The organism is Acetobacter sp. DmW_125128 (assembly GCF_008704325.1).
GTDB classification, from domain to species: Bacteria; Pseudomonadota; Alphaproteobacteria; order Acetobacterales; family Acetobacteraceae; genus Acetobacter; species Acetobacter oryzifermentans.
Window position 1 is genome coordinate 130,807 of record NZ_VHOP01000008.1, and the last position, 23,126, is coordinate 153,932.

Annotated in this window: 23 protein-coding genes; 4 read left to right on the forward strand and 19 right to left on the reverse strand. The window is 57.1% G+C overall.

Annotation, left to right across the window (positions count from 1 at the left end):
- Positions 1-113 precede the first annotated feature (113 nt).
- The 4 genes from FKW19_RS03540 to FKW19_RS03555 all read right to left on the reverse strand — a co-directional run bounded on the left by FKW19_RS03540 (position 114) and on the right by FKW19_RS03555 (position 6,543).
- Positions 114-4,565 carry a Hint domain-containing protein gene (locus FKW19_RS03540; protein WP_116100305.1) on the reverse strand — a complete coding sequence of 1,484 codons (4,452 nt, stop codon included), beginning with the start codon at positions 4,563-4,565 and terminating at the stop codon, positions 114-116.
- A gap of 104 nt (positions 4,566-4,669) precedes the next feature.
- Positions 4,670-5,104: a fluoride efflux transporter CrcB gene (gene crcB / locus FKW19_RS03545; RefSeq protein WP_006117102.1), complete on the reverse strand. Its 435-nt coding sequence runs from the start codon at positions 5,102-5,104 to the stop codon at positions 4,670-4,672.
- A 9-nt stretch (positions 5,105-5,113) separates the two neighbouring features.
- Positions 5,114-5,884: an SDR family NAD(P)-dependent oxidoreductase gene (locus tag FKW19_RS03550; RefSeq protein ID WP_035354319.1), complete on the reverse strand. Its 771-nt coding sequence runs from the start codon at positions 5,882-5,884 to the stop codon at positions 5,114-5,116.
- Positions 5,885-6,033: 149 nt separating this feature from the next.
- Positions 6,034-6,543, reverse strand: a complete 510-nt coding sequence (locus tag FKW19_RS03555) for an Rrf2 family transcriptional regulator (RefSeq protein ID WP_006117100.1) — start codon at positions 6,541-6,543, stop codon at positions 6,034-6,036.
- 80 nt (positions 6,544-6,623) lie between these two features.
- Here FKW19_RS03555 and FKW19_RS03560 point away from each other — a divergent pair, with 80 nt between their 5' ends.
- The 4 genes from FKW19_RS03560 (at position 6,624) to FKW19_RS03575 (ending at position 9,460) form a co-directional block, all read left to right on the forward strand.
- On the forward strand, positions 6,624-6,998 hold the full coding sequence (locus FKW19_RS03560) for a DUF488 domain-containing protein (protein ID WP_089178673.1): 375 nt from the start codon (positions 6,624-6,626) through the stop codon (positions 6,996-6,998).
- A 422-nt stretch (positions 6,999-7,420) separates the two neighbouring features.
- Complete coding sequence (gene purU / locus FKW19_RS03565) at positions 7,421-8,266, forward strand: formyltetrahydrofolate deformylase (RefSeq protein WP_089178672.1); 846 nt, start codon at positions 7,421-7,423, stop codon at positions 8,264-8,266.
- Between the two features lie 68 nt (positions 8,267-8,334).
- Positions 8,335-8,814, forward strand: coding sequence for a hypothetical protein (locus tag FKW19_RS15560; RefSeq protein ID WP_202878124.1), 480 nt, complete (start codon positions 8,335-8,337; stop codon positions 8,812-8,814).
- A gap of 127 nt (positions 8,815-8,941) precedes the next feature.
- Positions 8,942-9,460: an RcnB family protein gene (locus tag FKW19_RS03575; protein WP_089178671.1), complete on the forward strand. Its 519-nt coding sequence runs from the start codon at positions 8,942-8,944 to the stop codon at positions 9,458-9,460.
- Between the two features lie 78 nt (positions 9,461-9,538).
- Here FKW19_RS03575 and pnuC read toward each other — a convergent pair whose 3' ends face one another.
- The 15 genes from pnuC to FKW19_RS15350 all read right to left on the reverse strand — a co-directional run.
- Positions 9,539-10,102: a nicotinamide riboside transporter PnuC gene (gene pnuC / locus FKW19_RS03580; RefSeq protein WP_089178670.1), complete on the reverse strand. Its 564-nt coding sequence runs from the start codon at positions 10,100-10,102 to the stop codon at positions 9,539-9,541.
- Positions 10,099-11,358 carry a phosphotransferase enzyme family protein gene (locus FKW19_RS03585; protein ID WP_089178669.1) on the reverse strand — a complete coding sequence of 420 codons (1,260 nt, stop codon included), beginning with the start codon at positions 11,356-11,358 and terminating at the stop codon, positions 10,099-10,101. The genes pnuC and FKW19_RS03585 overlap by 4 nt, the downstream gene beginning before the upstream one ends.
- 2 nt (positions 11,359-11,360) lie before the next feature.
- Entirely contained in the window at positions 11,361-13,862 is a 2,502-nt protein-coding gene (locus FKW19_RS03590; protein WP_193561090.1) for a TonB-dependent receptor, read from the reverse strand.
- 6 nt (positions 13,863-13,868) lie between these two features.
- On the reverse strand, positions 13,869-15,131 hold the full coding sequence (locus FKW19_RS03595) for a sodium:proton antiporter (protein ID WP_089178668.1): 1,263 nt from the start codon (positions 15,129-15,131) through the stop codon (positions 13,869-13,871).
- Positions 15,132-15,203: 72 nt separating this feature from the next.
- Positions 15,204-15,650, reverse strand: a complete 447-nt coding sequence (locus FKW19_RS03600; RefSeq protein ID WP_035354323.1) for a hypothetical protein — start codon at positions 15,648-15,650, stop codon at positions 15,204-15,206.
- Between the two features lie 123 nt (positions 15,651-15,773).
- Positions 15,774-16,343 carry a hypothetical protein gene (locus FKW19_RS03605; RefSeq protein WP_006117091.1) on the reverse strand — a complete coding sequence of 190 codons (570 nt, stop codon included), beginning with the start codon at positions 16,341-16,343 and terminating at the stop codon, positions 15,774-15,776.
- Positions 16,344-16,349: 6 nt separating this feature from the next.
- Positions 16,350-17,447, reverse strand: a complete 1,098-nt coding sequence (locus FKW19_RS03610) for a phage tail protein (RefSeq protein ID WP_089178667.1) — start codon at positions 17,445-17,447, stop codon at positions 16,350-16,352.
- Between the two features lie 7 nt (positions 17,448-17,454).
- Positions 17,455-18,033, reverse strand: coding sequence for a DUF2612 domain-containing protein (locus FKW19_RS03615; protein WP_063353648.1), 579 nt, complete (start codon positions 18,031-18,033; stop codon positions 17,455-17,457).
- Positions 18,033-19,226, reverse strand: coding sequence for a baseplate J/gp47 family protein (locus FKW19_RS03620; protein ID WP_193561093.1), 1,194 nt, complete (start codon positions 19,224-19,226; stop codon positions 18,033-18,035). Before FKW19_RS03620 ends, FKW19_RS03615 begins: the two co-directional genes overlap by 1 nt.
- Before the next feature lie 28 nt (positions 19,227-19,254).
- On the reverse strand, positions 19,255-19,608 hold the full coding sequence (locus FKW19_RS03625; RefSeq protein ID WP_006117087.1) for a hypothetical protein: 354 nt from the start codon (positions 19,606-19,608) through the stop codon (positions 19,255-19,257).
- 11 nt (positions 19,609-19,619) lie between these two features.
- A complete protein-coding gene (locus FKW19_RS03630) occupies positions 19,620-20,309 on the reverse strand; it encodes a Gp138 family membrane-puncturing spike protein (protein ID WP_089178665.1) in 690 nt (229 codons plus the stop codon).
- The gene (locus FKW19_RS03635; protein WP_089179884.1) at positions 20,306-21,232 is read right to left on the reverse strand and encodes a baseplate hub protein; all 927 of its coding nucleotides are present in this window, start codon (positions 21,230-21,232) and stop codon (positions 20,306-20,308) included. The genes FKW19_RS03630 and FKW19_RS03635 overlap by 4 nt, the downstream gene beginning before the upstream one ends.
- Positions 21,229-21,549, reverse strand: coding sequence for a phage baseplate plug protein (locus tag FKW19_RS03640; protein ID WP_006117084.1), 321 nt, complete (start codon positions 21,547-21,549; stop codon positions 21,229-21,231). The genes FKW19_RS03635 and FKW19_RS03640 overlap by 4 nt, the downstream gene beginning before the upstream one ends.
- On the reverse strand, positions 21,546-22,259 hold the full coding sequence (locus FKW19_RS03645; RefSeq protein WP_089178664.1) for a hypothetical protein: 714 nt from the start codon (positions 22,257-22,259) through the stop codon (positions 21,546-21,548). The genes FKW19_RS03640 and FKW19_RS03645 overlap by 4 nt, the downstream gene beginning before the upstream one ends.
- Positions 22,260-22,294: 35 nt before the next feature.
- A partial coding sequence (locus tag FKW19_RS15350) for a hypothetical protein (RefSeq protein WP_166443741.1) occupies positions 22,295-23,126 on the reverse strand: 832 nt, incomplete at its 5' end.

Consider the following 23,126-nt stretch of genomic DNA (forward strand, 5'->3'; position numbering starts at 1 on the left):
GAACGCCCTTCCGCCGGGGGTGAACACAAAAAAAGCTGCGTTCCGTTTTGCGGGCCGCAGCTTTTTTGTGCCAAATTTTATACTAAGTTCAAGGCTCTATGCGCATATGCTGCTTATCCAGCCTGCCGTGACATCTGCTGGGGCGCGCGTGCACCAATGGCGGTTGCCAAAGCCTGTTGCACCTGCTGAGCTGTAAAGCCTGCGCGCATAAAGGCCCGCCCAGCTCGGCTGGCCTTGCTGTTGGCACTGGCCTGCTGATGCAACCGTATAATGGCGGCAGCCAATGCATCTGCATCCTGCCCCACAAAAGCAGCCAGATCCTGCGGCAGTTCCAGCCCTTCTGCCGCTGCGGGGGAAAGCGCACAGGGCACCCCAGCGGCCAAACTATCCAGCACCTTGCCTTTTACACCTGCGCCAAAACGCAGCGGCGCAACGCTTAGGCGCACGCTATCAAACAGGGCCTGCAAATCCTGCACATGGCCCAGAATTTCTACACCATCACGCGCAAGGGCGCGCAGTTGGGCGGGCATACTGGCCCCGGCCAAAAGGCAGCGAATTTCCGGATTGGTGGCCCATACGCGTGGCATAATATCCTGCACCAGCCAGCGTGCGGCATCTGCATTGGGGGCGTGTGCGTAATTGCCCACAAACACCACACCATCACGCCGGGCAAACCCCGGAACACGCATGCGCACTGGCACATCCCACGGTGTAACCTGCACCCGCACTTGCGGCAGTTCACGCCGCAGCAGATCAGCCTCAACGGTAGAATGGGTCATTACCACATCGGCCAACAGCATAGCGCTGTATTCTGCCTGTTTTACGGTACGGGCACGGGCCATAAGTTCTGGCCGACCCTGCACCTGCGCCTGCCTGCCCAAACGCAGCCAGTGCAGATCGGCCAGCGCATACACAACCCGTGCCTTCGGCTGGTGCCGCCGTGCGAGCGCCGCATAGCGCGTGGCCGTATCCATGCGGTGCAGATACACCACATCAAAACTACCAGCCTGACGGCGCAGCACATCTTCTACCGATGAATAGAATGGCAACGTGCACACCGTAACTTCTGGCAGAACTTCCAGCGTGGTGGCCCCTTCCATCTGGTCTGCCGCAACAAGGCTGACATCATACCCCAACGCCACAAGTGCGCGCATATGAGACAGCACGGCATGAGACCCAGCATCCCGCCCGGTATCGGGGCGCAGTGTATCCACCACCAATGCCCGTTTACGCACAGCCAGCGGCGCCACACCCTGCCCCCTGCGTGCACGAGCCGCGGCCAGATTGCGCATATCCTGCCCGCTTTGTGCACGTGCATGGGCCTGCGTAAGTTTTTCTACCTGCCCCAGTAAAAAGGAGAGCACCTGCGCCTGTTCAGCCTCGCCCATTGCTGCTGTAACCGCCTGCGCAATAGCCTGCTGCATTGTGGGATCAAACGCATCTACAGCTTCCAGCACATGCGGGGCACCCAGCAATGCGCCATCACTTTCACGCCGGATTTCCAATACATGCCGCGTAAAGGGGGAAAGACCTGTGGGGAGCAGTACATCAAACCCGCAGCGCTCTGTTGCACAGCCGCCAGCGCGGCGCACATCTGGCCGCAAACCGTTGGCCACAATGGAAGCCACAAGCTGCCCGTTATCCAGAATCTGCAAAGCTACGGGTTCATCCGGCATGGTGGGGCTGTGCGCCCAGCCTGCCACATGTTCACGGGTTGCGCAGTCCACATATCCAAGCAGCGGTGTTGCGGGGGTGCGGGCCAGAACGGCCTGCACGGGTTTGGCTGGGGCCAAATCCAGCATCCACGGGCTGTTGCCAAGGGCTGTATGGTCAGCCACGCGCTGCACTTCCAGCACATGCCTTTCGTGCACGCTCAGGCCGCCGGGCACTTCAAACACAAAGCCAACGGCATCTTGCATATCGGCACGGGGCTGGTTGGCCACAACCTCGCCCAGCACTACGCCGCAATCCAGAATACGCAAGCGCACAGGGGCGCCGTTTTCCGGGTTCCGGGCCCATCCTGTCAGACGGGTGCGAGTTATCGTATCAATATAGCCTTCCAGCGGCCCCTGCGCGCGCGGCCGCACACCAGCACGGGCGTTCAACCGTTTCCGAATGGCCTCCAGCCGGGGGCCTTCTTCTACCCTTGGGGCGCAATATTGCGCAGGTTGTTTGGGGGCTGATGGATAAAGTGCCGCGTATTCCGCCGCATTGTGGAACATGCCGCGCGATTCATCATCCACAAAGGTTTCAGACCACGTTCCATTGGCAAAGATAACATCGTGGCTTTCCAGTTCGATATGGAAATACGCCACCTCATCCATCGCCTCTGCCTGCATGATGGATGTGCCATTCACCAGCGCCACAGCAGGCACCAGCACGTTATCCAGATACATGGCGTGAAGTGGAGAAACAGAGAGATCCTGCCGGGGCAGCCCCTCCGCCAAGGAACCTCGGCGGAAAATAACTGGCAGCACATCCGGGTTGCCTGCTGCAAACTGGCCAGAATACGCACGGCGGCCGATCCAGCGGATAGGCCGAAAACCATGTTCCAGCGTGCGCACCTGATCACCAATTTGCAGGTGTTCTACCGGCACTTCACCCCGATCTGTTTCTATCAGCGTGCCGCGGCAATAACAGGGGGTGCCATCTTCAATCTCGTAAATACCCTGATCATCCAGAACGCCCAGCTTATAATTGCCAGAACCACCCTCTATTTGCAGTGTTTCCGCCTGCCCCGTTTCCGAATTGGTGAACGTAAACGTATTGCCGCTTATGCCCATGTCACCATAAAATTGCGGAATCAGAATAGCTCCGTCCTGCAAGATATCATTTTGCAGGTTGGAGTTTTGGTTGAACTGAAGCGTAGCGCCAGAAACAATGGTGGTGTTGCTAAGCGTGGCATCACCCCCAACGTAAACAGAAACGGCGGTTTCCATTGTAACATGGTTGGCGCTGCCTAAATCAAGTTGCAGCGTAGCCCCGTTTTGCAGTGTTATATTTTGCAGGGTATCTTTGGCGTTCTGCACATTTTCCGAAACACCACTACCCAGAATATCTGCTGTTTGGGCAACGGCACCTTCCAGAACAATAGAAGCGCCAGAGGTATATGTATTGCTGGTAAGTGTTTGGTTAGACCCAAACACAATAACCGAGCCACCATTTACGGTGTTGTTTGAAAACTGCGTATCCTCACCATAGATGATCGCGCTGGTTTTGCTGGCAAATGTGTTGCTGGTAATTGTGGCTGGCGCAGCCTGTATGGATGAGGTGGTGCCTGAATAATGATAGATATCAGAATTCTGGGCGCTGAGTAGGCTGCCGTCTTGAAAGGTTTCCCCGCTCAGACTCCCGCCCGCAGCCAGAAGCTGTTCTTCCGAACCGGCTTCAAACGTCAGGCCGCTTGCACTGCCACCTTCTACGGTTACCAAAGCGCCGGATGTTACTGTAACATCCCCTGTAAGGGCGGCTCCACTTTTAACCCATAGGCTGGAAGCAACCTGTTCATCCCCATATATCCAGACCCCTCCGCCCACAGTCGCGTTTTGCAACGTGGTGCCGGATTCCATAGAGATATTTAAAGCCGGGATAGCGCCAGAAACAGTAGCAGGCCTGCCACCACTGATAGCGCCTTCCACCACTGCATTCCCATAAGCAAATATGGTGCTAACCGGGTCTGTGTAAGCGCTGGCATCTGCTGTGGCAACGGTTACGCCACTCAGAGTGCCGTGTAAATTAACATCTGTTTTGTTGCCCTCATGATTGGGGGCGGCAAGCGTTAAGGCATCAACTTCTGCGCCAGATGTTACATACATCACCAGCGTGGCGTTCTGCTCTGCTGGCAGGGTAGAAATATCTACACCAGAAAAAGGCTTGCCATCTGCTGTAACGTGCGTTTGCAGCACCACATCATCATCTGTGGTAATGGCATAACCCGGCAGTGCACCTGTTACATCGCTTACATTGGCGCCATTTTCCGCCATGAAAAAACCACCGCTCTGGATTGTTTCATGCGAGACAGTGCCCCCTGAATCCACATATTCCATTGCGCCGGACTGTATGGTGTTACCAGAAAGAAGCCCGCCCGTTTCTGCTGCTTCTACATACCCACCCGCCAAAACATTTGCGCTGGTTACAATGCCGCCTGCCTCGGCAAATATGTTCCCGCCAGAAGAAACGGTGGCAGCACTAAGGTAGGCAGAGTTTTTAAACGTGCCGCCCTGATCATCCCCAACGGTAACAACCCCGGCACTTGCAATCTGCACGTTTGTGGCGCTACCGCCTACATCCACGGTAAGTTGCGCGTTATTGCCTGCTGTTACGCCAGAAAGAACGCCGCCATTGTAAACCTCTACATAGCCATCGTTCATCTGCGTGTTCAGCGCAGAGCCATGCACGTCCAGTTCAGCAGGATCAAGGCTATCATCCTGATTATAGGCATTTGTAGGATCCAGCACTGTATTCACAACAGCGCCGCCTTTGGCAACATTTACAACTTCATTCGTGTTGATGATGTGCCCGGTTAGGGTCTGCCCGCTGGAAACGTTACGGGTTGAATCAGCCATCAGCGTGCATGCCTTTTCTTAAATACCCGGACAACCGGCAACATAAAAATTACAAACTCAACCCTATCGCATTTTGCCCCTTGAAAATAGAAGAAAAAATAGCCTCACACTTCTTCTTCCGTGTTGGTTTGCGCCACCAAAATGGCGTGGGAGTTCATGCGAGACGCCAGCATGTGCCCCATAGCCACCGCCCCAACAGAAAGTGCTACAGAAAGCACCACATTCACCAACGCACGGCCCCAGCCCCCAACCCGAATAAGATCCAGCGTTTGCAGGCTGAAGGAAGAAAACGTGGTGTACCCGCCGCATATGCCCAGCATAACAAACAGCCGCGTGGTTTCCGACACCGGATACCGGCCAGATGCCAGCGTAAGCGTGCCAAAAAAGCCGATAACAAAGGAGCCCACCATGTTAACGCCAATAATGGTGCCCCACGGAATATACCGGCTGATGGGTGCAGTAAGAACAGAAACAAAATAGCGCGCCAGTGTGCCCAGCGCGCCCCCGACCATAACAATCAGGCAGGAATAAAAAGACATTCGCAAACCTTACTCCGCCATTGTGCGATCTACCGCCAAACCGGCAGAGGCCTGGCAGGTGGGCATCATTTCCACATGGTTGATGTTCACATGTGCAGGCAAGCTTAAAACCCATGCTACCGTTTGGGCAATATCTTCGGGTAAAAGCGGGTGCGTGCCTTTGTAAACATCCTCGGCCTTGGTGGCATCTCCCAACCGCACCTGGCTGAACTCACTGCCGCCGCACAGGCCGGGGGCAATGGTGGTGGCCCGCACCTGCTTGCCCAGCAGATCACTCCGCAAATTGCGCATGAACTGCTCAACAAACGCCTTGGAAGCCCCATATACGTTGGAACCGGGGTACGGATACGTGCCCGCCGTGCTGCCAAGAGCCACAACATGCCCCCAGTTACGCGCCACCATGCCGGGCAGCAATGCGCGCGTTATTTCCACCATGCCGGTTACGTTGGTGGCAATCATGCGCTGCCAGTCTTCCAGCTTGGTTTCCCACGCTTTTTCCAAGCCCAGCGCCAGCCCGGCGTTGTTCACCAGCACGTCCACCTCCTGCCAGCCTGCGGGCAGGCTTTGCGGTAAGGCGGCAAGGGCTGGGGCATCTGTCATATCCAGTTTAAAAGGCAGGATCTCGCCTTTGGCTTGGGCGGCCAGTTCCTCCAGCCGTTCCTGCCTGCGGCCTGTGGCAATAACGCGGTAGCCCTGCTGGGCCAAAAGCAGGGCAATGGCATGCCCAAATCCGGCGGTGGCGCCCGTTACCAAAACAGTTTGTGGTTGCTTGCGTGTCATACCCGTAGCCCTTTTTTGTGCATGAAACGGGGCGAGCCCCAAAGCAGAAAAGCCGCAGCAATGGGCGTGCGCCATGCTTTTCCGCTGTGCCTGCAACTGTAGGGCAAGGCGGGCCAAGTTTCAAAATCCCATCTTGGAGATGGCTGGCTTTAGGGGGTTACGGGGGCCTGCTGGTTGGCTTTGGCTTCCTGCAAAATCTGGCGTTCTGGCGTGTGCAACATATCGGCCAGCGTGCGGCTATCCAGCACCGCCATAAACGCATCCAGCGCCTCACCCAACGCGCCACGTAAATGGCAGGCACGGGCCAGCAGACATTCCGCACTACCCGGCACACCGGGGGAAGGAGACATGCAGCTTACCAGCGCCATATCATCTTCCGTATGGCGCACCACATCGCCAATGCGAATATCCTCTGGCGCACGCCCCAGCATAAGCCCACCACCCCGGCCGCGCAGCGTATCTACAAACCCGCCCCGGCCCAGATGATGAATGATTTTAACCAAGTGGTTTTCGGAAATGCCATAAACCCGCGCAATCTCCTTTATGGAAACACGGCGGTTGGTATGCACGGCCAGATAAAGCAACGTGCGCAGGGCATAATCTGTGTGCAATGTCAGACGCATGGGGCCTTTTACACCATGAAAGGCAGGTATGCCCATTCATCTCTTTAAGATGCCTTAAAAACACATCTTAATTGAAACCCCAAAACCACAAATGTTCAGCATAAGCAGAGGCCACAATGCCCCATCAGCCCGATATCTGCATCCGCCGTGTATATGAAGACGCCCAGCCCGATGATGGTGCCCGCGTGCTGGTAGATAGGCTGTGGCCGCGCGGCGTGAGCAAGGAGCGCGCGCACCTTACCTTGTGGTTGAAAGACATTGCCCCCACCACCGCCCTGCGTGAATGGTTTGCGCATGACCCAGCCAAGTGGGAGGGTTTCCGCCAACGCTACACGGCAGAGCTGAACGCCAACCCGCAAGCTGTGCAGCAACTGGCCGATCTGGCCCGCAAAGGCCGCATAACCCTGCTGTTTGGCGCGCGGGATGAAGCACATAACGAGGCCGTGGTGCTAGCCGCCTATATGGCCGCGCATCTGGCCCACCGCGCCTGAAAAAACGCCCCCCTTGGGCATGAGAGAACAAAGCGGGAAACGCGGGAAAACACTATGGGCAAGCTGCCTTCCACAAATCTATCCACAGGCTTTTCCCGTGTTCTCTCCCCCTTTTCTGTGGATAAGATTTGTTACAAAGCCAGAGAACAAATGTTTAGAATCGGCTGTTTTCTGGGATTTTTAGGGATTCGTTATATGACAAGCGCAGAATTGGCTTGACCATAAAAAAACATCACGAGTCGGGCTTGCCACGATTCATCCACAGGCCATCCACACATTTCGCCCAACGCCCCACCGGTTATAAACAGGTGGCAACACAAGCTATTGCGCAGCCCCCTGTGCACTGGCACAAGATGAGGCCATTGCGCCCCTGCGCCCTTTAATCAGGCCCAGTAGAAGAACAAAGGAGCATACGCCACCGCATGCAGTTTATTCTTACTTTTTCCTGCCCGGATCAGCCCGGCATTGTTGCGGCTGTGACATCCGTTCTGGCGGAGCGAGGTGCGGACATAACCGAAACCCACCAGTTCAGCAACCGGGAATCTGGCACATTGTTCATGCGGCTGGCCTTTAATGCGCCCGCACCGGGGAATTTGGCAGAAATAAATACTATTCTGGCCCCCGTGGCCCAACGCTTTGACATGAAGATGCGCCTGCATGACGCCGCCGTGCTGCCGCGCATTATTATTATGGTGTCTCGCTTTGACCATGCGCTGCTTAACCTGCTGTATCAGGTGCGGGTGGGTTGGCTGAAGGCAGATATTGTGGCCATTGTTTCCAACCACACAGATAGCGCTGCCACGGCGGAACAGGCCGGAATTCCCTATTACTGCTGGCCCGTTACCAAGCAGAACAAGGCCGAGCAGGAAGATAAGCTGCGCGCCCTTATAAAGGAAACAAAGGCGGATCTGGTGGTGCTGGCCCGCTATATGCAGGTGCTTTCGGATTCGCTCAGTGCAGAATTAAGTGGCCGGGTGATTAACATCCACCACTCCTTCCTGCCCTCCTTCAAAGGGGCCAAGCCGTATCATCAGGCCTATGCGCGTGGGGTTAAGCTAATTGGCGCAACTGCCCATTACGTGACAGCGGATTTAGATGAAGGCCCGATTATCGAGCAGGAAACCGCACGCGTAACGCACAACCTCTCTGTGGAAGATTACATTGCCACGGGGCGCGGTGTAGAATCGCAAGTGCTGGCGCGGGCCGTAAAAATGCATGTTGAGCATCGGGTTATGATCAACGGCCACCGTACTGTGGTGTTTGGCTAAATACCCAAGGCTGCCGCCCCATTGTGGGCGGCCCTACCCGGCTACGGCCATAAAAAAAGGCGCCCCATTTGGAGCGCCTTTTTTATGCAACCCATAAAGGGCCACATGTAGCAAGATTAGTTGCTGCTGTTGTTTTCGCCGCCGTTCGGGCCGCCATGTTCGCCACCTGGGCCACCATGTTCACCACCGAAGTTGCCCTGCTGGCCACGATCACCATGTTCGCCACCCTGCTGGCCACGGTCACCATGTTCGCCGCCCTGCTGGCCGCGGTCACCACGATCACCGCGTTCGCCACGGTTTTCATCACCACGGCCGTTCTGGTTATCGCTGTTTTCGCTATGCTTGTGTTTGTGGTGATGGCTTTCTGCGTGAGAAGCAACCGGCATAGCAACACCCAGAGCAGCAAGCAGAAGAAGAGCTTTTTTCATCGTGAACAATACTTTCATTCAATGCGTTTGGCACCGCACTTGGCAGTGCGTGTCAGAAATGACGCTAGGAAAGAATTAAGACAAAATAAAGGCTCGCAGACATACATTATGTTAATTTGATTTATGCCTTGCGTTGCATCCTACGCAAGCCGCCTGCCTTACCCTTTATATAATGTGAGAAAGCTGGAACGTAATTCTGCCACAAGCGTATGTGAAAAATAGATTTATTATAAAATAGAGGTTTGACATGAAATTCCATTATTTTGCAGCCGCTGCCATGATGGGTGTGATGTGTGCATCCACCTCTCTTCATGCCGAACCCCAGTTTAATGGCCGTGGTGGCCCCAATGGTGGCCCCGGCGCCATGCGCGGCGGCCCACAACATGGCGGCCCCGGCCCAGCCATGCACAACAACCGCCCCGGCCGTGGCGGCCCCGCGCGCGGTGCTGACAACTTTGACATGAACCGCACATGGCGTAAGGGAGACCGCTACGATGGCCCCCGCAACAGCCGCTGGATGATCACAAACTGGCAGAGCCAGCGCGGCCTGTACGCCCCGCCATCTGGCTATTACTGGATGCGCTATGGCAACCAGTTTTTGCTAACATCTCTTACCACGGGCATTATTGCTGGTGTTGTAAGCGCCACCATTGGGGCCGTTGCCACCCCAGCAACCCCCACCTATGCCACACCGGGCTATACAGCCCCCGGTTATGCCGCGCCGGGCTATGCCGCACCCGGATACGCCGTTCCGAGCGGTTACTAAAAATAGCCTGATACACCATAGAAAAAAGCCGCTGCCCTTGATATATTGGGGCGCGGCTTTTTTCTTTTTACAATGGGTCTATGGGCTGCGTGCCACCACATGCCGCCACCGCCACCAGCCTTGTGCGGCAAGGCCCACAAAGGCCGTGTACAGCACAGCGGTTACAAACAGCCTGCGTTGCACAAACAGCAGCGCATATAAAACATCCACCACAATCCACAACCCCCAGCAGGCGCGGTAGCGTTTGGCTGTCCATATCTGGCCCAGCACGCTGTAGGCACTTAGCCCAGCATCAGAAAGGGGCATGGGGTCATCCGTTATGCCGCGCAAGGCCAGCCCCAGGGCCAAACCTGCCACGGCTGTTATGCCGGTATCTCGCCATAAGGTGTGCCGGGTTAGGCGTGCAATATGCACCTGCCCGTTTGCCTGCACACCACGTTGCCAGCACCACAGGCCATATAACGCCAAAACCCCAAACACGCCCTGCAAAGCGGCATCTGCATAAAGGTGATCCTGCGCAAACACCACGCCATATAATACCGAGGCCAGAAGCATAACCGGCCAACACCACACCGTTCTATGCCCCGTAAGCCACACGCCCAAGGCGCTGGCAACTGCCGCCAGCCATTCCAGCCCTGTCACCGCTGTTGCTCCGCCAGCAAGGCAGGCAAACGGGCCAGAAGTTCCTGCCCCTCTGGCGCTTGCGCAAACCACTGGGCATGGCCAAGCAGATACACGGTATAGGCAACCTCCGCTGATGCCTCATCTTGCAGCAGAGTTCCAAAATATGCTGTTTCAGACAGCGCAAATTCAACATGCACCAAAGGCAAAAACGCCACCACCTGCGCACGTTCTGCCGCACTTAAAGGCCGGATGTGCTGATACCCCGTTACAAACGCAGCAAGCTGATCCCACTCCACCATATGCGGGGCCGGATGTGCCGTTACGCTACAGCTTGGCAAAGCCAGCCAATCCACCATGCTGCGTTCTATGGCCACAGCTATATCAAACGCGGCGCAGGTGCGGTCTGCCATGCCAAAATCCAGCACGGCAACAGGTGTGTTTGCATGCCAGAACAGGTTGGAAGGGTGCCAGTCTCCATGCCCCCAAGCGGGTTTTATGCCGGGTAGCAAAGGGCGCAAACGTTCATGAAACGGCAGAACAACCCGCGCCACATCCTGCTGCCACGGGCGGTTGGCCAATGCCGCCACCAACCCCGGTTGCCGCGCCACCCATTGCTGGAGTGCAGGCATAAAATCTGCTTGCCCCACCACGCACATGCTGGAAACCAGCGGCACCACCGGGGCGGTTTTGCCCGCCACATTGGCGCTGCGTTCGGGGGCTGTATCATCCGCCGCGGCCTTGTGCAGTTGCGCCAGCGCCACCCCCGCCGCATGCGCCTGCGCGGTGGAGAAATACGGTTTCCAGGACATCACATCCCGGTAGGTGTCTTGCCCTTTGGCGGGTAGAAAAGCCTCGTATGTCCAGTTTCCAAGTTCCAGCGCGGTGCGCCCGTCATGTAAGGCCAATGCGGGGCATACGGGCAGGCCCTTGCTGGCCAGATGGCGGATAAACGCGTGTTCCTGCTCCAGCATGGCGGCACTGCGCAATGCGCGCGCATGGCGTTTGAGCACGCAGCTTGTGGCCTGCACCACCTGCCCGCCCATATTGGCACTGGCACTTACATGGCTGGCAGAAGCCTCTCCCGCAAGCTGCACCACGCAGGCGGCAGAAAACGGGCGCATGCTATGCCATGTTACCTTTTGCGCAGGCGGCATATTGGCAAAATGCGCTAGCACAGCAGAAACTTCATCCAGCGTAAGGCAAGGCCAATCTCGCTTTTCCTGCACACCGTGAACGCCAAACTGAGCCGTATTCTGGGGGAAAGGATCTGCCACGCCTAAAACCCGGTAGAGGCTGTAAACAGGGCCGCAAACCCGCCGCCAATATAATAATCCGGGGCCTGCCCGGCTATGGTGGTGCCATAGCGGCCCTGTGTGTCATGCGCGTTCATGGTAGGGTCTGCCACGCCGGAAAGATAGTGCTGGTTGGTGATGTTAATAAAGTTCATGCGGAACTCTGGCCGATGCAGCACAGAAACATCATCCATCCGATACCCCAACGCCAGATTACCCGTAACATGGCTGGGCATGCGCTCATCATTCATGAATGTTGCGTATTGATGGCCGGTGTATTTTACGGTCATCACGCCAAAAAAGTGCCCGTCATCATATGTCAGGCCCGCGGCGGCTTGCAGCGTGGGGCTGCGTACGGCGCGCTTGCCGCGTGTGGGCAGCAGATCTCCGCCCGAATACAGATCATTATCAATGGTGGCGTGCAGATATTCGCCCGAAAGATACGGGCTAATATGGTGCCACGGGCGCAAACCTATTTCTACATCCACCCCGCGAGATGTCTGCCCACCTGCGTTGATGGTGGAATCCACCGGGGCGCCATTTATCATTGCCAAAGTGGCAATCTGGCGGTTTGTGAAGTTATAGTTAAATAACGTCAGGCTGCCCACAACGCGGTTGCCTGCGTAACGGTAGCCCAGTTCTTCTGCTATGGAATATTCATTTTTCAGGCTGGAAGTGCCTTTTTGTGTTACCGCGCCGGATGTGGGGTCATACGCATCATACAAGGCGGGTTCTGCCGGGGTGCGGAAGTTGGTGGTGGCATTGAAAAACACCTGATGTTCCGGCGTAATCTGAAAACGCACACCAAAGCGCGGCAGGGGCACGGCGGTGTTCATATTGGCGTGGTAGGGCGCGCCCGGCACGGCGTTTGTGCCTGTGCGCGAGAACATTACTTCCTTAAAACCTGCTGTCAGCAACAGCCTATCCTGCAACAGGGAAACCCTATCCCCCACAAACAGCGCATTGGTTTGCGAGAGAGTGTGGTTGCTGGCCCCCAGCAGCATGTTGCCATCGGCCAGCGTAATGGGCCGCCCACCCCATACGCTGCCCGCATTGCCGCTGCCATTTACGGCGGCAAAGGTTTCGCGCTCGGTGTCATCACCGTAATCATACCAGTAACCCAGCACCAGATCATTTACGCCGCGCTTCCATTCCAATGCGGATGTAAAGCCAGAACGAAAGCTGCGCTGTGTGTAATCTGCCCGCACAGTGCTGTAACCATCTGCCGTTACGGGCAAATCCAGCACATCGGGCACGGCCTCTGTGCCATTATACAGGCCAGATGTGGGCAGTTGCGTGCCGCCTGCGGCATTGCCATACGCGCCTTGCGCATAAGGCGTAACGTGCAGGCTTAGGCCCTCCGCCAGTGTAAATTGCAAAGGCGCGGCCAGATACAACGTGCGCTCCGGCTGCCGAGAAAGCCGCCAGTAATCCGAACCCCCGTAATCATCATCCGCGTGGAAGTGCCTGTCCAGATTATTGGGGCCGCCTATGCCGTACGTGCGCCAATCATCCTTGCTAACCTGCGGGTAATAGCTGTCCACCGCTTGGTTCCAAGATCCTAACAGACCCGCGCTGTTGCCTTGGCCCCATGTTTTTTCCAGCTTGAAATCAACATGCTGGCGTTCATCCCGCCCGGCACCGCGCCAGTTATCCGTAGCCCCGTGAGAATAGGAGACAAAGCCCCGCAGGCCGGTATTATGCCCGATCTCGCCCGTATCCAGCCGCAGGAACTCGCGGTTGGTATCGTAAGAGCCGTAGGAGGCGCTAAGCTGCCCACCCGCCTTTTGTGCTGGCGCGCGGAAACGCAGCTTCATTAACCCGCCAGCGGCGTTTAACACCGGGCTATCCAGATCGGGAGATCCCTGTTGCAGGGCAATGTTTTCGTAATTTTCGCTATCTGCAAACTGGCTGGGGTAGCCGGTGTAATAGGCAATATCGTTCAGCGGCATGCCTTCCAGCACGTAGCCTATGGCATCTCCATTCATGCCGCGCACGCTGATATTGGTTTGCGGTGAAAACCCAAACGGGTCTGACCCGCTAACATTGGCGCCCGGTAGTTGGGAAACAAGCTCAAACGCCGTGGCGGTGGGGGATTGCAGGCGAATATACTCCTGCCCCACCACGCTTTGGGCCTGAGGTTCGGTTTGCGAATGAATCAGGCCGCCGCCAGCACTGGCATGCAGCGGGTTGGCCCGCACAATAACCACCTGCGGGCGGCCAGAAGCCTGCACCGGCGCACCCAGCGCTTTGGGGGGTGTAGCCGCATGCGCACCCGTGGGCGCTGCCGCATGCTGGGCGGCTTTTGGCCCGGCCACTGGGGGCACAGATGCAGCCTGCGCCTGCCCAACCCAAACCGGCCACGCCATGCTGCAAAGCAGCGCGCCAGAAGCCAGCGCACAGGCCATCCACCACCGTTGGCGGCAACAGGGCCGCACTTTGGGGGCCACGCACCAGCATACTGCACGTTGTATTAAGGCAGGCATCTGGTTTTATCCTTCTGCCGCACCAAGGCGCACCTGCCGCACCACGCGCTCCATCGTTAACCCCTGCACTAAAATGGTAAACACAACCACCGCATAACACACTGCAAGCAGCACATCACGCATAGGCCCGTGTTCCAGGCTTAACGCAAGGGCTATGGAAATACCGCCACGCAGGCCGCCCCATGTCATAATAGCCAATACGCGCCAGCGCTGGGAATCCCGCAAATATACGGGCAGCATGGCCAGCAGCACGCTAAGCGCCCGCACGGTAATGGAAAGCGGAATGGCCAAAGCGGCCGCCAGCAACACCGGAACACGGATAGGCACGCTGAGCACATAAAACCCTATCAGCACAAACAGACAGGCGTTAAGCACCTCATCCACCATCATCCAGAAATTTCGGATTTCGCGGTGCCCGTGCTGGCTAAGCGCCCCCAATGCGCTGGGCATGCCCAGCACCAGCCCGGCTGTAACGGCCGCCACCGGGCCAGAAACTTCCAGCATTTTGGCAAGGCTGTACACCCCGCTGGCAAGAGAGATGGAAATAAGCAGTTCAAGATGCGCATCTGTTACCAGCCGCATGCACCATACCGCCAAGCACCCGCACAAAAAGCCCAGCAGCAGGCCGCCCCCCACCTCCTGCACCATTTGCCACACCAGATCCCCCAATGGGCCAATGGTGCCTGCCTCTGCCAGTTGCACTGCCACGGCAAACACCACAACACCCACGCCATCGTTAAACAGGCTTTCCCCCGCAAAAATGGCTTGCACTCTGGGGGGCAGCCCCAAGCGGCGCAACATGCCCACAACAGAAACAGGATCTGTTGGGGCCAGAATTGCCCCCAGCACCACACACCACGGCAAAGAAACCGCAAGCCCCACCAGCGGAAACGCCATCCACATGCCCCCGGCAAGCAGCGCCACAGCCAGCAGTGTGCCTAAAAGCGCCAGTGCCAGAATGGAAAAACGGTTCTGCCATAGCTCGCGCTGATCTACAGATTGCGCACCCGCAAACAGCAGGAAGGACAAAGCCCCATCCAGCAAAGTGGCTGGCAGATTTATGCTATCCAGCACCGCGCGGGCGGCATCCATACGGGGCATGGGCACGGCCTGCTCCAGAAAAAGCAAAACCGTGGCCACCCCCAAAGCCTGTGCCGTAATGCCAATAGTGGTGGGCAGGTGCAGGTAACGGTGGTTGATAATGGCAAAAGCTGTTGCCAGTGTGATCACAATGGCAAACAGCGCCAGCGGATTGAAAAAAGGCGGCATGAGCGGTTTCCAGTCTGATCAAACAGGCTGATGACGGGCGCAAACCAGAAAACTGCAAAACCGGATGCCAGATCAGGCGTTATTCTGCGGCTGCCCGGCCTCATCCATATTCACGATCGTCTGATCCGAAATGGAAACGTCTGTAAGTTCGGGGCGTTGCAATGCCTCGTTGGTAGAGCGCGCCAAACCGGCTGTCTTGTCTTTCAGATCTGCCAGTTCCTCCCGCACATCTCCCAGAATTTCCAGCAGGGCCTGATGGTCTTCTGCTGCGCGCCGGTCTGCCCCACGGCTTAGCACCGCATTACCCACCATAAGCGCGGGCAGCGCCACAAGCTGGATACAGTTGCTGATATATAGCAGTGTGTTCTGCCACTGGGGCACAACCGCTGGCACCAGAGAAAACAGGAAAAACACATACACGCACCAGATACTGCCGAACATGACTGTCATTTTAACAGCCACGTTCTCGTTAAATCTGTTCACAAATGAATCGGCCTGTTGCTGTGATTTAGGTTTCATTTCTATACCTTTGCCTGAAATACCCACCGCGTTCGGGTGGACTATCTATTTGCTCCAAGGTGTATCACAGCGTTGTGGGCTTGTCCGCTTGCGGGCAGCAAGGCTGGCTCCCACGCGCATGCTTCAGGCCAGCAGATAGGGCTGGCCGGTGGGGGTGGTTAGCACGCCTTGGGGGGCCAACAGGGCATTGGGCGGTATGGGCGTGCCATCTGCCAGCGTGGGCACCTGTGGCGGCGCGGCGGCGGCACTTTCTGCACTGATGTAAAGCTGCACGCTGGCCGTAACGCTGCGCCCCTGTACGGTGTGCAACACCATCTGCACTGTCTGCACCGTATCTGGCGGGCCGCTGCCCAAAAACACGCAGGCCATGCCTTGTATAATTGTAACCCACAGCACGGCCAGATCCGTATCCTGCCCGGTTGCAGTGGGCACGCTGGCCGTCACACTGGCCAGCGTATCCCCCGTGCCTTCCAACCATGCGGCGGGGGTAAGGGTATAATCCAGCGCATCTGCACTGCTGCGGGCAGGCCATGCCTGCACCACCTGCTCTGCCAGTTGGCCACGCAGGCATAGCCCCGGCGCCATCATAACCGGCAACACGCGTGCGCGGGCGGGTTGCCACCCCGGCGCCAGCACGGCCCCTTCTGGCAGCACAGAACAGGCCGTGCCTGCGGTATTGCAAGAACATGTCATGGTTTTTTACCTTGGCCCAATAGCTGTAACCCATACCGTTATGGGGGTGGAAACCGCGCCATCGTGATCATCCACCACATAGCGCACGCCCACAGCGCCAATGCCCGTGGCGGTAGGGGCCTGATCGGGCATGGCAAGTGTCATGCGTTGTTCATACTGCATGCACTGCAACTGCACAGATGTGGGCACCCCCGCAAAAGCCTGCGGAAAAGTAATGGCATCTCCATCCTGAATGGTAACGGAAAAGGACTGAATGCGCTGCCCGTATGGCAGGTTGATCACACGCCCATCCTGCGTGGCAAAATCGGCCTGATACGTGCCCAGCCCCACATAACTGCCAGCGGGCTGAAACACCCCGTTGGCCCAGCTTTCCGTAGCCACCACCGCGCCATCTGGCATACGGATGGAGCCATCCTGGCGGAACTGCCATTCATGCCATCCGCCTGCGGCATCTGTTAACTGCACGCTGGCAAACGCATATTGCTCAAACGCATCACGCAGGCAGAACAGCGCCTTCATGCTGGCGCTATACCCCAAGCGAGAAATAAACTGCGGCCCCCACGGCATATCACCCGCCTGTGGTGCGCCATTGCTGCCGCTGCCGCCCCATGTGCCGGTGCTATCGTAATAACCGTTGCTGATTTTACCGCCCGTAAGCGGAAAAAAGCTTTGCGCGGCTTGGGCAGATGTAAGCAGCCCGCTAAACAGGTTTGTCCACGCCGCACCCTGCGCACCGGGGGTGGACAGGTTGTTATCCTGCCCAGAAACCCAAAACGTGCCCACAACGCTGCCTGCCACCACAGCCCCAGCCGGGTAGCCACCAATAGCGGCGGCAAAACTGGCATCAAACGGGCCAACATAACCTGTTTGCAAAACCTGAATGGCAGCAGAAAGCGTTTTCAAAAACCCGTTCATATCCGCCCCACGCGGGGGTACGCCACCGGCTGCGCGTTCTGTAAAGGTTTCGGGCGGAAAACCCAGCGCCATGCTGGCAGAACCATCGCCCGCCGTGGTTTGCGCTGTGGGAATATCCGCACAGTTGGCCGCTGTGGCGGAAGCCGCAATAGGTGTTGTAAACCGCCCGGAAATATCTGCTTGTTTCATAAGGTCTTCAGCCCCTGATGCTGTAAGATACCGCAACCCCGGCGGGGCGCGGCAGCACACCGGCGTTTTCGATAATGGAAACCTGCACATCTGTTGGCACAAAGCCAAAGGCGTAGGTCATGCTCATGTTGGTGTTATCTTCCACCCACGCATCGCCCTGCCCGGCAAACAGCGTGCGCAAAATGGCGTTAAGCGAAAGCACAGAACAATCCGTAATATTGGCCAGCGCCTTGGCATAAATAAGCTGCCGAAACCCGGCATCTGACAGGCTGCAATTTGTAAAATCACCCACCACAACACGGCCCGCATACCACGGGGCGGTGTTAAAGCCCTGCTCTGTCAGATCATTGGCCTCGGCAAAGCCCAGATACTGGCCAGAGGCCATGCGCAACACGCGCGAAACCCCAACAATGCGGCCCCATACATCCAACCCGTAGCCTTGGGCTGTTTCTATGTTCCATAGGTTGTCAAACCAGTTTTCTATACTCTGCGCGGGGTCTAAACACTGGTTCCAGCCCTCTAGCAGCGCATTCAGGCTGGGCGAGCACGCATATTGAGAAAGCACCGTTTGCCCGACATTCTGCATCAGGCAAACTCCACGGCAATATCAGCCAGTTCCAGTGTGAAAATCTGGTTGATATTTGCCTGCGCCGTAACACCCGTGGGACTGGCCGCTGTGCCTACCCGAATATCCACCACCTGCGCCCAACTGCCCACCGCCGCCACGCAGGCGTAAAACCGGCTGGCATATAACGTGCCGCCAATACCCACGCGGGCAGAACCATCCTGCCCCAAAAAGCACGCCAGAACAGCTTGCTGCACGGCAGATGTTGCTGTGTTTGGCACGCCAGAACCGGCTGCCAGTGTAAGCACAATATAAAGCGGCGTGGGCTGGGCACGCTCAAACGCCACTGTATAGCTGGGTGGTGTGGTGTACGTGCCAGAAGTGTCTGTTACAGAAACACTGGTGCTGCCAGTATAGGCACAGCCGGGTGGCTTTTTACGCAAGATAGCCAAAGCCACGGCGGCATCCGTACCACCATTTACGCACACATACAGGCTATTGGGCGCAAGTGTTATGCCCCCTTGCGTTACTGCAACATTGCTGCTGTTATCTGCAACATACGCATCTGTTACGCCATCTACCGCCTGCACGGCCGCCAATATGGCAGCCAATGCTCCTACGGAATTCACAGCCACGGCGGCCTGCCTGCGGGCTTCAAACGCTGCACGGCCTTCTACCGCACGCCCCGTAACCCCCGCCACCGCGTTGCCCACGCCAGACCACCCGGCAACAGATTGGCACAGCCGCACACTGCCCGCCGGGCAGGATACCTCCCCCAACGTGGTGCAGGAAAACGCGCCCGTGCCTGTGCCCGTGGTATCCAGCGTAATGGCCGCATCTGCCGCATAGGTATTGCCCGCGGCATCTGCCACCAAAGCCCCTTGCGGAATAACCGTGCCCTCCACCCCCGTACATTGGCATGTTACCACCGTGGGCGTGGCGGGTTTGCGCTCCATAAAATAAATACGGCCAATGGCATCCTGCATGCGGCCAGAAGCACGCGCAGGGTCCACCCCGTTAAACACAGCCAGCATTTGATCATACGCATCGCCCAAAATGGCGGTAAGCGATGTGGCCAACTGTCCTTGTGGGGTAGATAAATCCGTGTTCAGCGTATTGCCAAAAGCAGCGTTTATATCTGCCAGAACACCGGCCAGCATGTCTGCCTCCTGCGGCAGCACAAAGCCGGTATCATCCAGCAAGGGCGCAGGCACAGATGTTGTGCCTGCGGCAAGTGAGGTTTCAGAAACTGGCAAGGGTTGTGCTTCCGTTTTCCAATGTCAGATAAATCTGGCCGCTTAGCTTGCGGTCTGCCCCAAGGCTGGCCAGCACACAGGTTGCGCGCGCCACGTTGGGCACAGCAAGGGCCGCCTGCGCAACATCGGCCCGAAACAGCGCGGCAGACTGGTTGCGCCCCAAAACACCTGCCAGATAGGGCAAGCCAAGGGCCGTGTTGTACCAGCATTCTCCCTTAAACACGCGCACCGCGCTGGAAACATCCTGCGCGGTGGCGTAGGGCACATCCGCCACGGCAATATTGCCCTGCGCATCCACCACCAGATCCCACGTTGCACGATCTAGCAACAAGGTTTTCATACGTGCTTCTCCTAACCCTGCGGGGCGCTGGTGGTGCCACTGCCGGACATAACGCCACCATGCACATGCGATACCAGCGAAACACCACCGGCCTGCACATCCTGCCCCACATTCAGGCTGCCACTTATGCTGGCATCTCCTGAAATCTTGAGTGATTTTGCAGATATTTCCACAGTTCCGGGCGTATGTATAACCACCCCATCAGGTGTGAACTGAATATACTGGCTGGGTGCCGCATTTAAAAAACCGCCCAGATACAGCGCATCCGCCATACTGTTGTGCCGAAAACTGCCGGGCGGAGCAGCAGTGCGGGCGGTTTTTACGTTTAGAATATCCCGATCCGCCATGACGGCCAGCCCGATATCCCCCACTGCGGGGTCTAGCACCACAGCGCTGCTGCCACCCTGAAGCCGAAAATATGGCACGTTATACACCACACCATGCGGCATGGTTTGGCCTGCGGCATCTTGCTGATGCACCATAGGTTGCACATCCACAAACCCAACAGGGGCCAAGCCTGCGCCAGAAACCGCACACACCTTAACGGGTATGGCGGTGCGCACCTCCACCAACATGCGGCGCATAACGGCCACCAGCGCGTTGTAATCCGATGCCGCCGCCCCGGCCCTATCAAACACCGCCTGACCAGATGCAGGCATGTTGGGCGGAAAGCCTGATGCAAAACTGCTCTGATCTGTCATGAATTCTTCAATCCTACGGCCTGCGCCACCACATTGGTAAACCACGGGCCATCTGGCATTTGCGCGCTTAAACTGTGCCGAAGATGCAAAACCTGCCACAGCCCCGTTGCCCCTCCACCGGGCTGATACTGGCTTTGCAACGCCAGCACGCCGCCACAGCCAATGCGCGGGTTAAACAGCATGTCCAACGATACCCCACCACCAGACCACGTGGGATACCCCACCAGCCCCGTGCTGGCCGAAACCTGAATAGCGGCAGATGTATCCACTGTTGTGCTGGTTACGCCGGTTCTGGCGGGCCATGCCGACAAACGCCCCCGCCCCAATGCGGCCTGAAAAGGTTGCGTATTCAAACACTGGCTGATCTGCTGCCCCGGTGTGCCATGAAAATACGGATCATGCAGCACGGTGTTCAGCCCGTTATTTTCAAATGTCAGCCCGGCTTTTGCGGCAATACGCGCCAATACCTGCGCCAGCGGCACCGCCCCCCTAAACCCGGTGGGCAAAGCAGGCAGCGCATTTGGCAATACTGTAGAAAACGCCTGCACCACAAAAGTAACATCTGGTGCTGTGCTATAATCTGCATAAGCCAAAGCAACCCCACCCTGAAACACCAAAGCCTGCGCGCCAGAGGCCCCATCGGGCACCATAAGCAACACTTCGCTGGCGCTCTGGTTGGCAGGGTCTGGCGCGCTCAGGCTCAGGCGGTTCATTAAATCTGGAGGCATGCCGGTTATACGGATAGACGCGGTTTCTCCCGTTGGGTACGGGGCCTGCAAAATATCCGCCTGCACCTGCAAACCAGAAAGCGTAACCGTATCCACCCCATCTGCCGTACCAAACACGCCATTAAGCAGCCGAAACATTACCTGCACATCTCGCGTGGCCCAGTCTGGTGTTTTTGTGCTGAGCATGCTGCTCATGCGGGCCATCCGCTGCGCCATAACAGCACATAGCGCGTGCCAAGCCCGGTGCTTTGCGGGTTCTGCGTGCCTTGGGTATCCATAAACGCCAGATCACCCGGCAGGCCGGTGGCGGCATTCCTTGCCAGCCATGTGCGATCTTGGCACAACACGCCAGAAAGCACGCGCGTGCCAGCGCACCATATATCTGCATACAGCCCCGTAGCACGTTGGCGCAGGGCTATCTGGAGTGTTTGTGCTGCCAGTGTAATCTTAAACATCTGTGCAGGCACGGCACTTATGGGCACCTGCACCAGTGTTGTTGTGGGGGTGCTCATGCAATTTCTCCGGCATCTGCATAACTGGTGGCCGCATAGGCCATGCCGCCGCATTGTATCTGCTGGCCCTGCGGCATGCGGGTGCTGGCAAACTGCGTGCTTCCGGTTATACGCACTTCCTGCAAGGCAATTTCTACAACTGGCATGGTAATGCCCTGGCGGGCTTCCCTCATCCAGCGGTGGCCGATAATGTTAACGCTATCGTATTTCTTTTCCGGGGTGATAACGGCATACAGGTTTGTATCGGCTTCCAACGCCTCCAGCGTGGCAAAAAAACCTGCACGCACATACAAAGCCCCTGCCTGCCCGGCCCCTGCCAAAACATCCAGCGCAAGACTGGTGGCATTGGCATCCTCCATTCCGGCTTCTGAACCATCGCACACCATCACAATCCGATGCTGCCGAGACATGCGCACTTTGCTGTAAGATAAAAACGCACCACCCTCCAGCGGGGCTTCTGCAATGCGCCACGTACTTTGCATATCGGCAGAAAGCACATGGGCAGATGTTAAAACCCTCTGCCCATCCTGTGTAAAAATACCCCACTGGCTGGCGGCCTGCGTAATTTGCAGATCATCCAGCAAACTGCCAACCGTAACAGATGCCGAAGCCTGCACCCCGGCAGAAACAGATTGCCCCATAAGGGCAGGCACCCCCGCTGCAACAGGAATATTCCATACAGATGGCAGGCTGACAGGCAACATGGGCATATAACAGAACTCTTTACTGAACAGGAAAAGGGTTTTTAAATAGAACCAAGCGTAGAAAGTGCTGCCAAAGCAGTGCTATCTCCCCCGCCAAGGCCCTGCATGGCCGCACGTGGCGGCAGAGGCGCAGGCTGTTGAGGTGATGCCGCAAACGGGCTGGCCGTTGAGCGCACAATACTTTGCCCCTGTGGTGCTGGAGCGGATTGCCCCCAAGGCAGAACAGGCTGAACCGCCGCCTGCATAAGAGGAGAGGACGGCAAAAATGCCCCCACCCGCCCTTGTGCATCGGGCGCCACAGCACGTGGCATGGTTTGCAAAACAGTGCGCGCGGGCTGTTGGGGAACAGAAACACCTTGCCTGAACACAAAAGACTGCAAACCATTCTTGCGTTGTAGATATTGTGGAAAGTGCTGTATGTGCCGTGAATATTCTGCAATAACCGGCATCTCCCTCCAACTTGCAGACACGCGCACAGCGCCTGCTGCCAGCTTTGAGATACCACCTGCCACAGGCCCAGAACGCTCTGGCAAATATGCAGATAAATAGCCTGGCGACACAGAAAACGGCCTGCGTGCCAGAATATCCGCAACTCCCTGATAAAGCTGACGCCCGCACGGTTTTGGAGGCTGCGTAAACTCTAGGCCGCTTACCGCCCTTGGTTGCGCCGTGCTGGCCACCAATACCGCACGATAAGGGAGCGGAGGCGCATTCTGCAAAACCCTTTGTGATACTGTTTGCGTTTCCCTCAAAACAAATGGCACATATGCACTTTGTCCCATATATCCAGCACGTTCCGCACGGCCTGTTGTCGGCGCAAACACAGATGACCCTGCCCCCAGCGCAGAGAGAGGAACAGAAAATACAGGTTTC

What these genes read in the sequence shown, in the direction of transcription:
- FKW19_RS03540 (WP_116100305.1), bottom strand. Translation starts at nt 4,565, where the DNA reads ATGGCTGATTCAACCCGTAACGTTTCCAGCGGGCAGACCCTAACCGGG.
- crcB (WP_006117102.1), bottom strand. Translation starts at nt 5,104, where the DNA reads ATGTCTTTTTATTCCTGCCTGATTGTTATGGTCGGGGGCGCGCTGGGC.
- FKW19_RS03550 (WP_035354319.1), bottom strand. Translation starts at nt 5,884, where the DNA reads ATGACACGCAAGCAACCACAAACTGTTTTGGTAACGGGCGCCACCGCC.
- FKW19_RS03555 (WP_006117100.1), bottom strand. Translation starts at nt 6,543, where the DNA reads ATGGGCATACCTGCCTTTCATGGTGTAAAAGGCCCCATGCGTCTGACA.
- FKW19_RS03560 (WP_089178673.1), top strand. Translation starts at nt 6,624, where the DNA reads ATGCCCCATCAGCCCGATATCTGCATCCGCCGTGTATATGAAGACGCC.
- purU (WP_089178672.1), top strand. Translation starts at nt 7,421, where the DNA reads ATGCAGTTTATTCTTACTTTTTCCTGCCCGGATCAGCCCGGCATTGTT.
- FKW19_RS03575 (WP_089178671.1), top strand. Translation starts at nt 8,942, where the DNA reads ATGAAATTCCATTATTTTGCAGCCGCTGCCATGATGGGTGTGATGTGT.
- FKW19_RS03590 (WP_193561090.1), bottom strand. Translation starts at nt 13,862, where the DNA reads ATGCCTGCCTTAATACAACGTGCAGTATGCTGGTGCGTGGCCCCCAAA.
- FKW19_RS03595 (WP_089178668.1), bottom strand. Translation starts at nt 15,131, where the DNA reads ATGCCGCCTTTTTTCAATCCGCTGGCGCTGTTTGCCATTGTGATCACA.
- FKW19_RS03600 (WP_035354323.1), bottom strand. Translation starts at nt 15,650, where the DNA reads ATGAAACCTAAATCACAGCAACAGGCCGATTCATTTGTGAACAGATTT.
- FKW19_RS03605 (WP_006117091.1), bottom strand. Translation starts at nt 16,343, where the DNA reads ATGACATGTTCTTGCAATACCGCAGGCACGGCCTGTTCTGTGCTGCCA.
- FKW19_RS03610 (WP_089178667.1), bottom strand. Translation starts at nt 17,447, where the DNA reads ATGAAACAAGCAGATATTTCCGGGCGGTTTACAACACCTATTGCGGCT.
- FKW19_RS03615 (WP_063353648.1), bottom strand. Translation starts at nt 18,033, where the DNA reads ATGCAGAATGTCGGGCAAACGGTGCTTTCTCAATATGCGTGCTCGCCC.
- FKW19_RS03625 (WP_006117087.1), bottom strand. Translation starts at nt 19,608, where the DNA reads ATGAAAACCTTGTTGCTAGATCGTGCAACGTGGGATCTGGTGGTGGAT.
- FKW19_RS03630 (WP_089178665.1), bottom strand. Translation starts at nt 20,309, where the DNA reads ATGACAGATCAGAGCAGTTTTGCATCAGGCTTTCCGCCCAACATGCCT.
- FKW19_RS03635 (WP_089179884.1), bottom strand. Translation starts at nt 21,232, where the DNA reads ATGAGCAGCATGCTCAGCACAAAAACACCAGACTGGGCCACGCGAGAT.
- FKW19_RS03640 (WP_006117084.1), bottom strand. Translation starts at nt 21,549, where the DNA reads ATGAGCACCCCCACAACAACACTGGTGCAGGTGCCCATAAGTGCCGTG.
- FKW19_RS03645 (WP_089178664.1), bottom strand. Translation starts at nt 22,259, where the DNA reads ATGCCCATGTTGCCTGTCAGCCTGCCATCTGTATGGAATATTCCTGTT.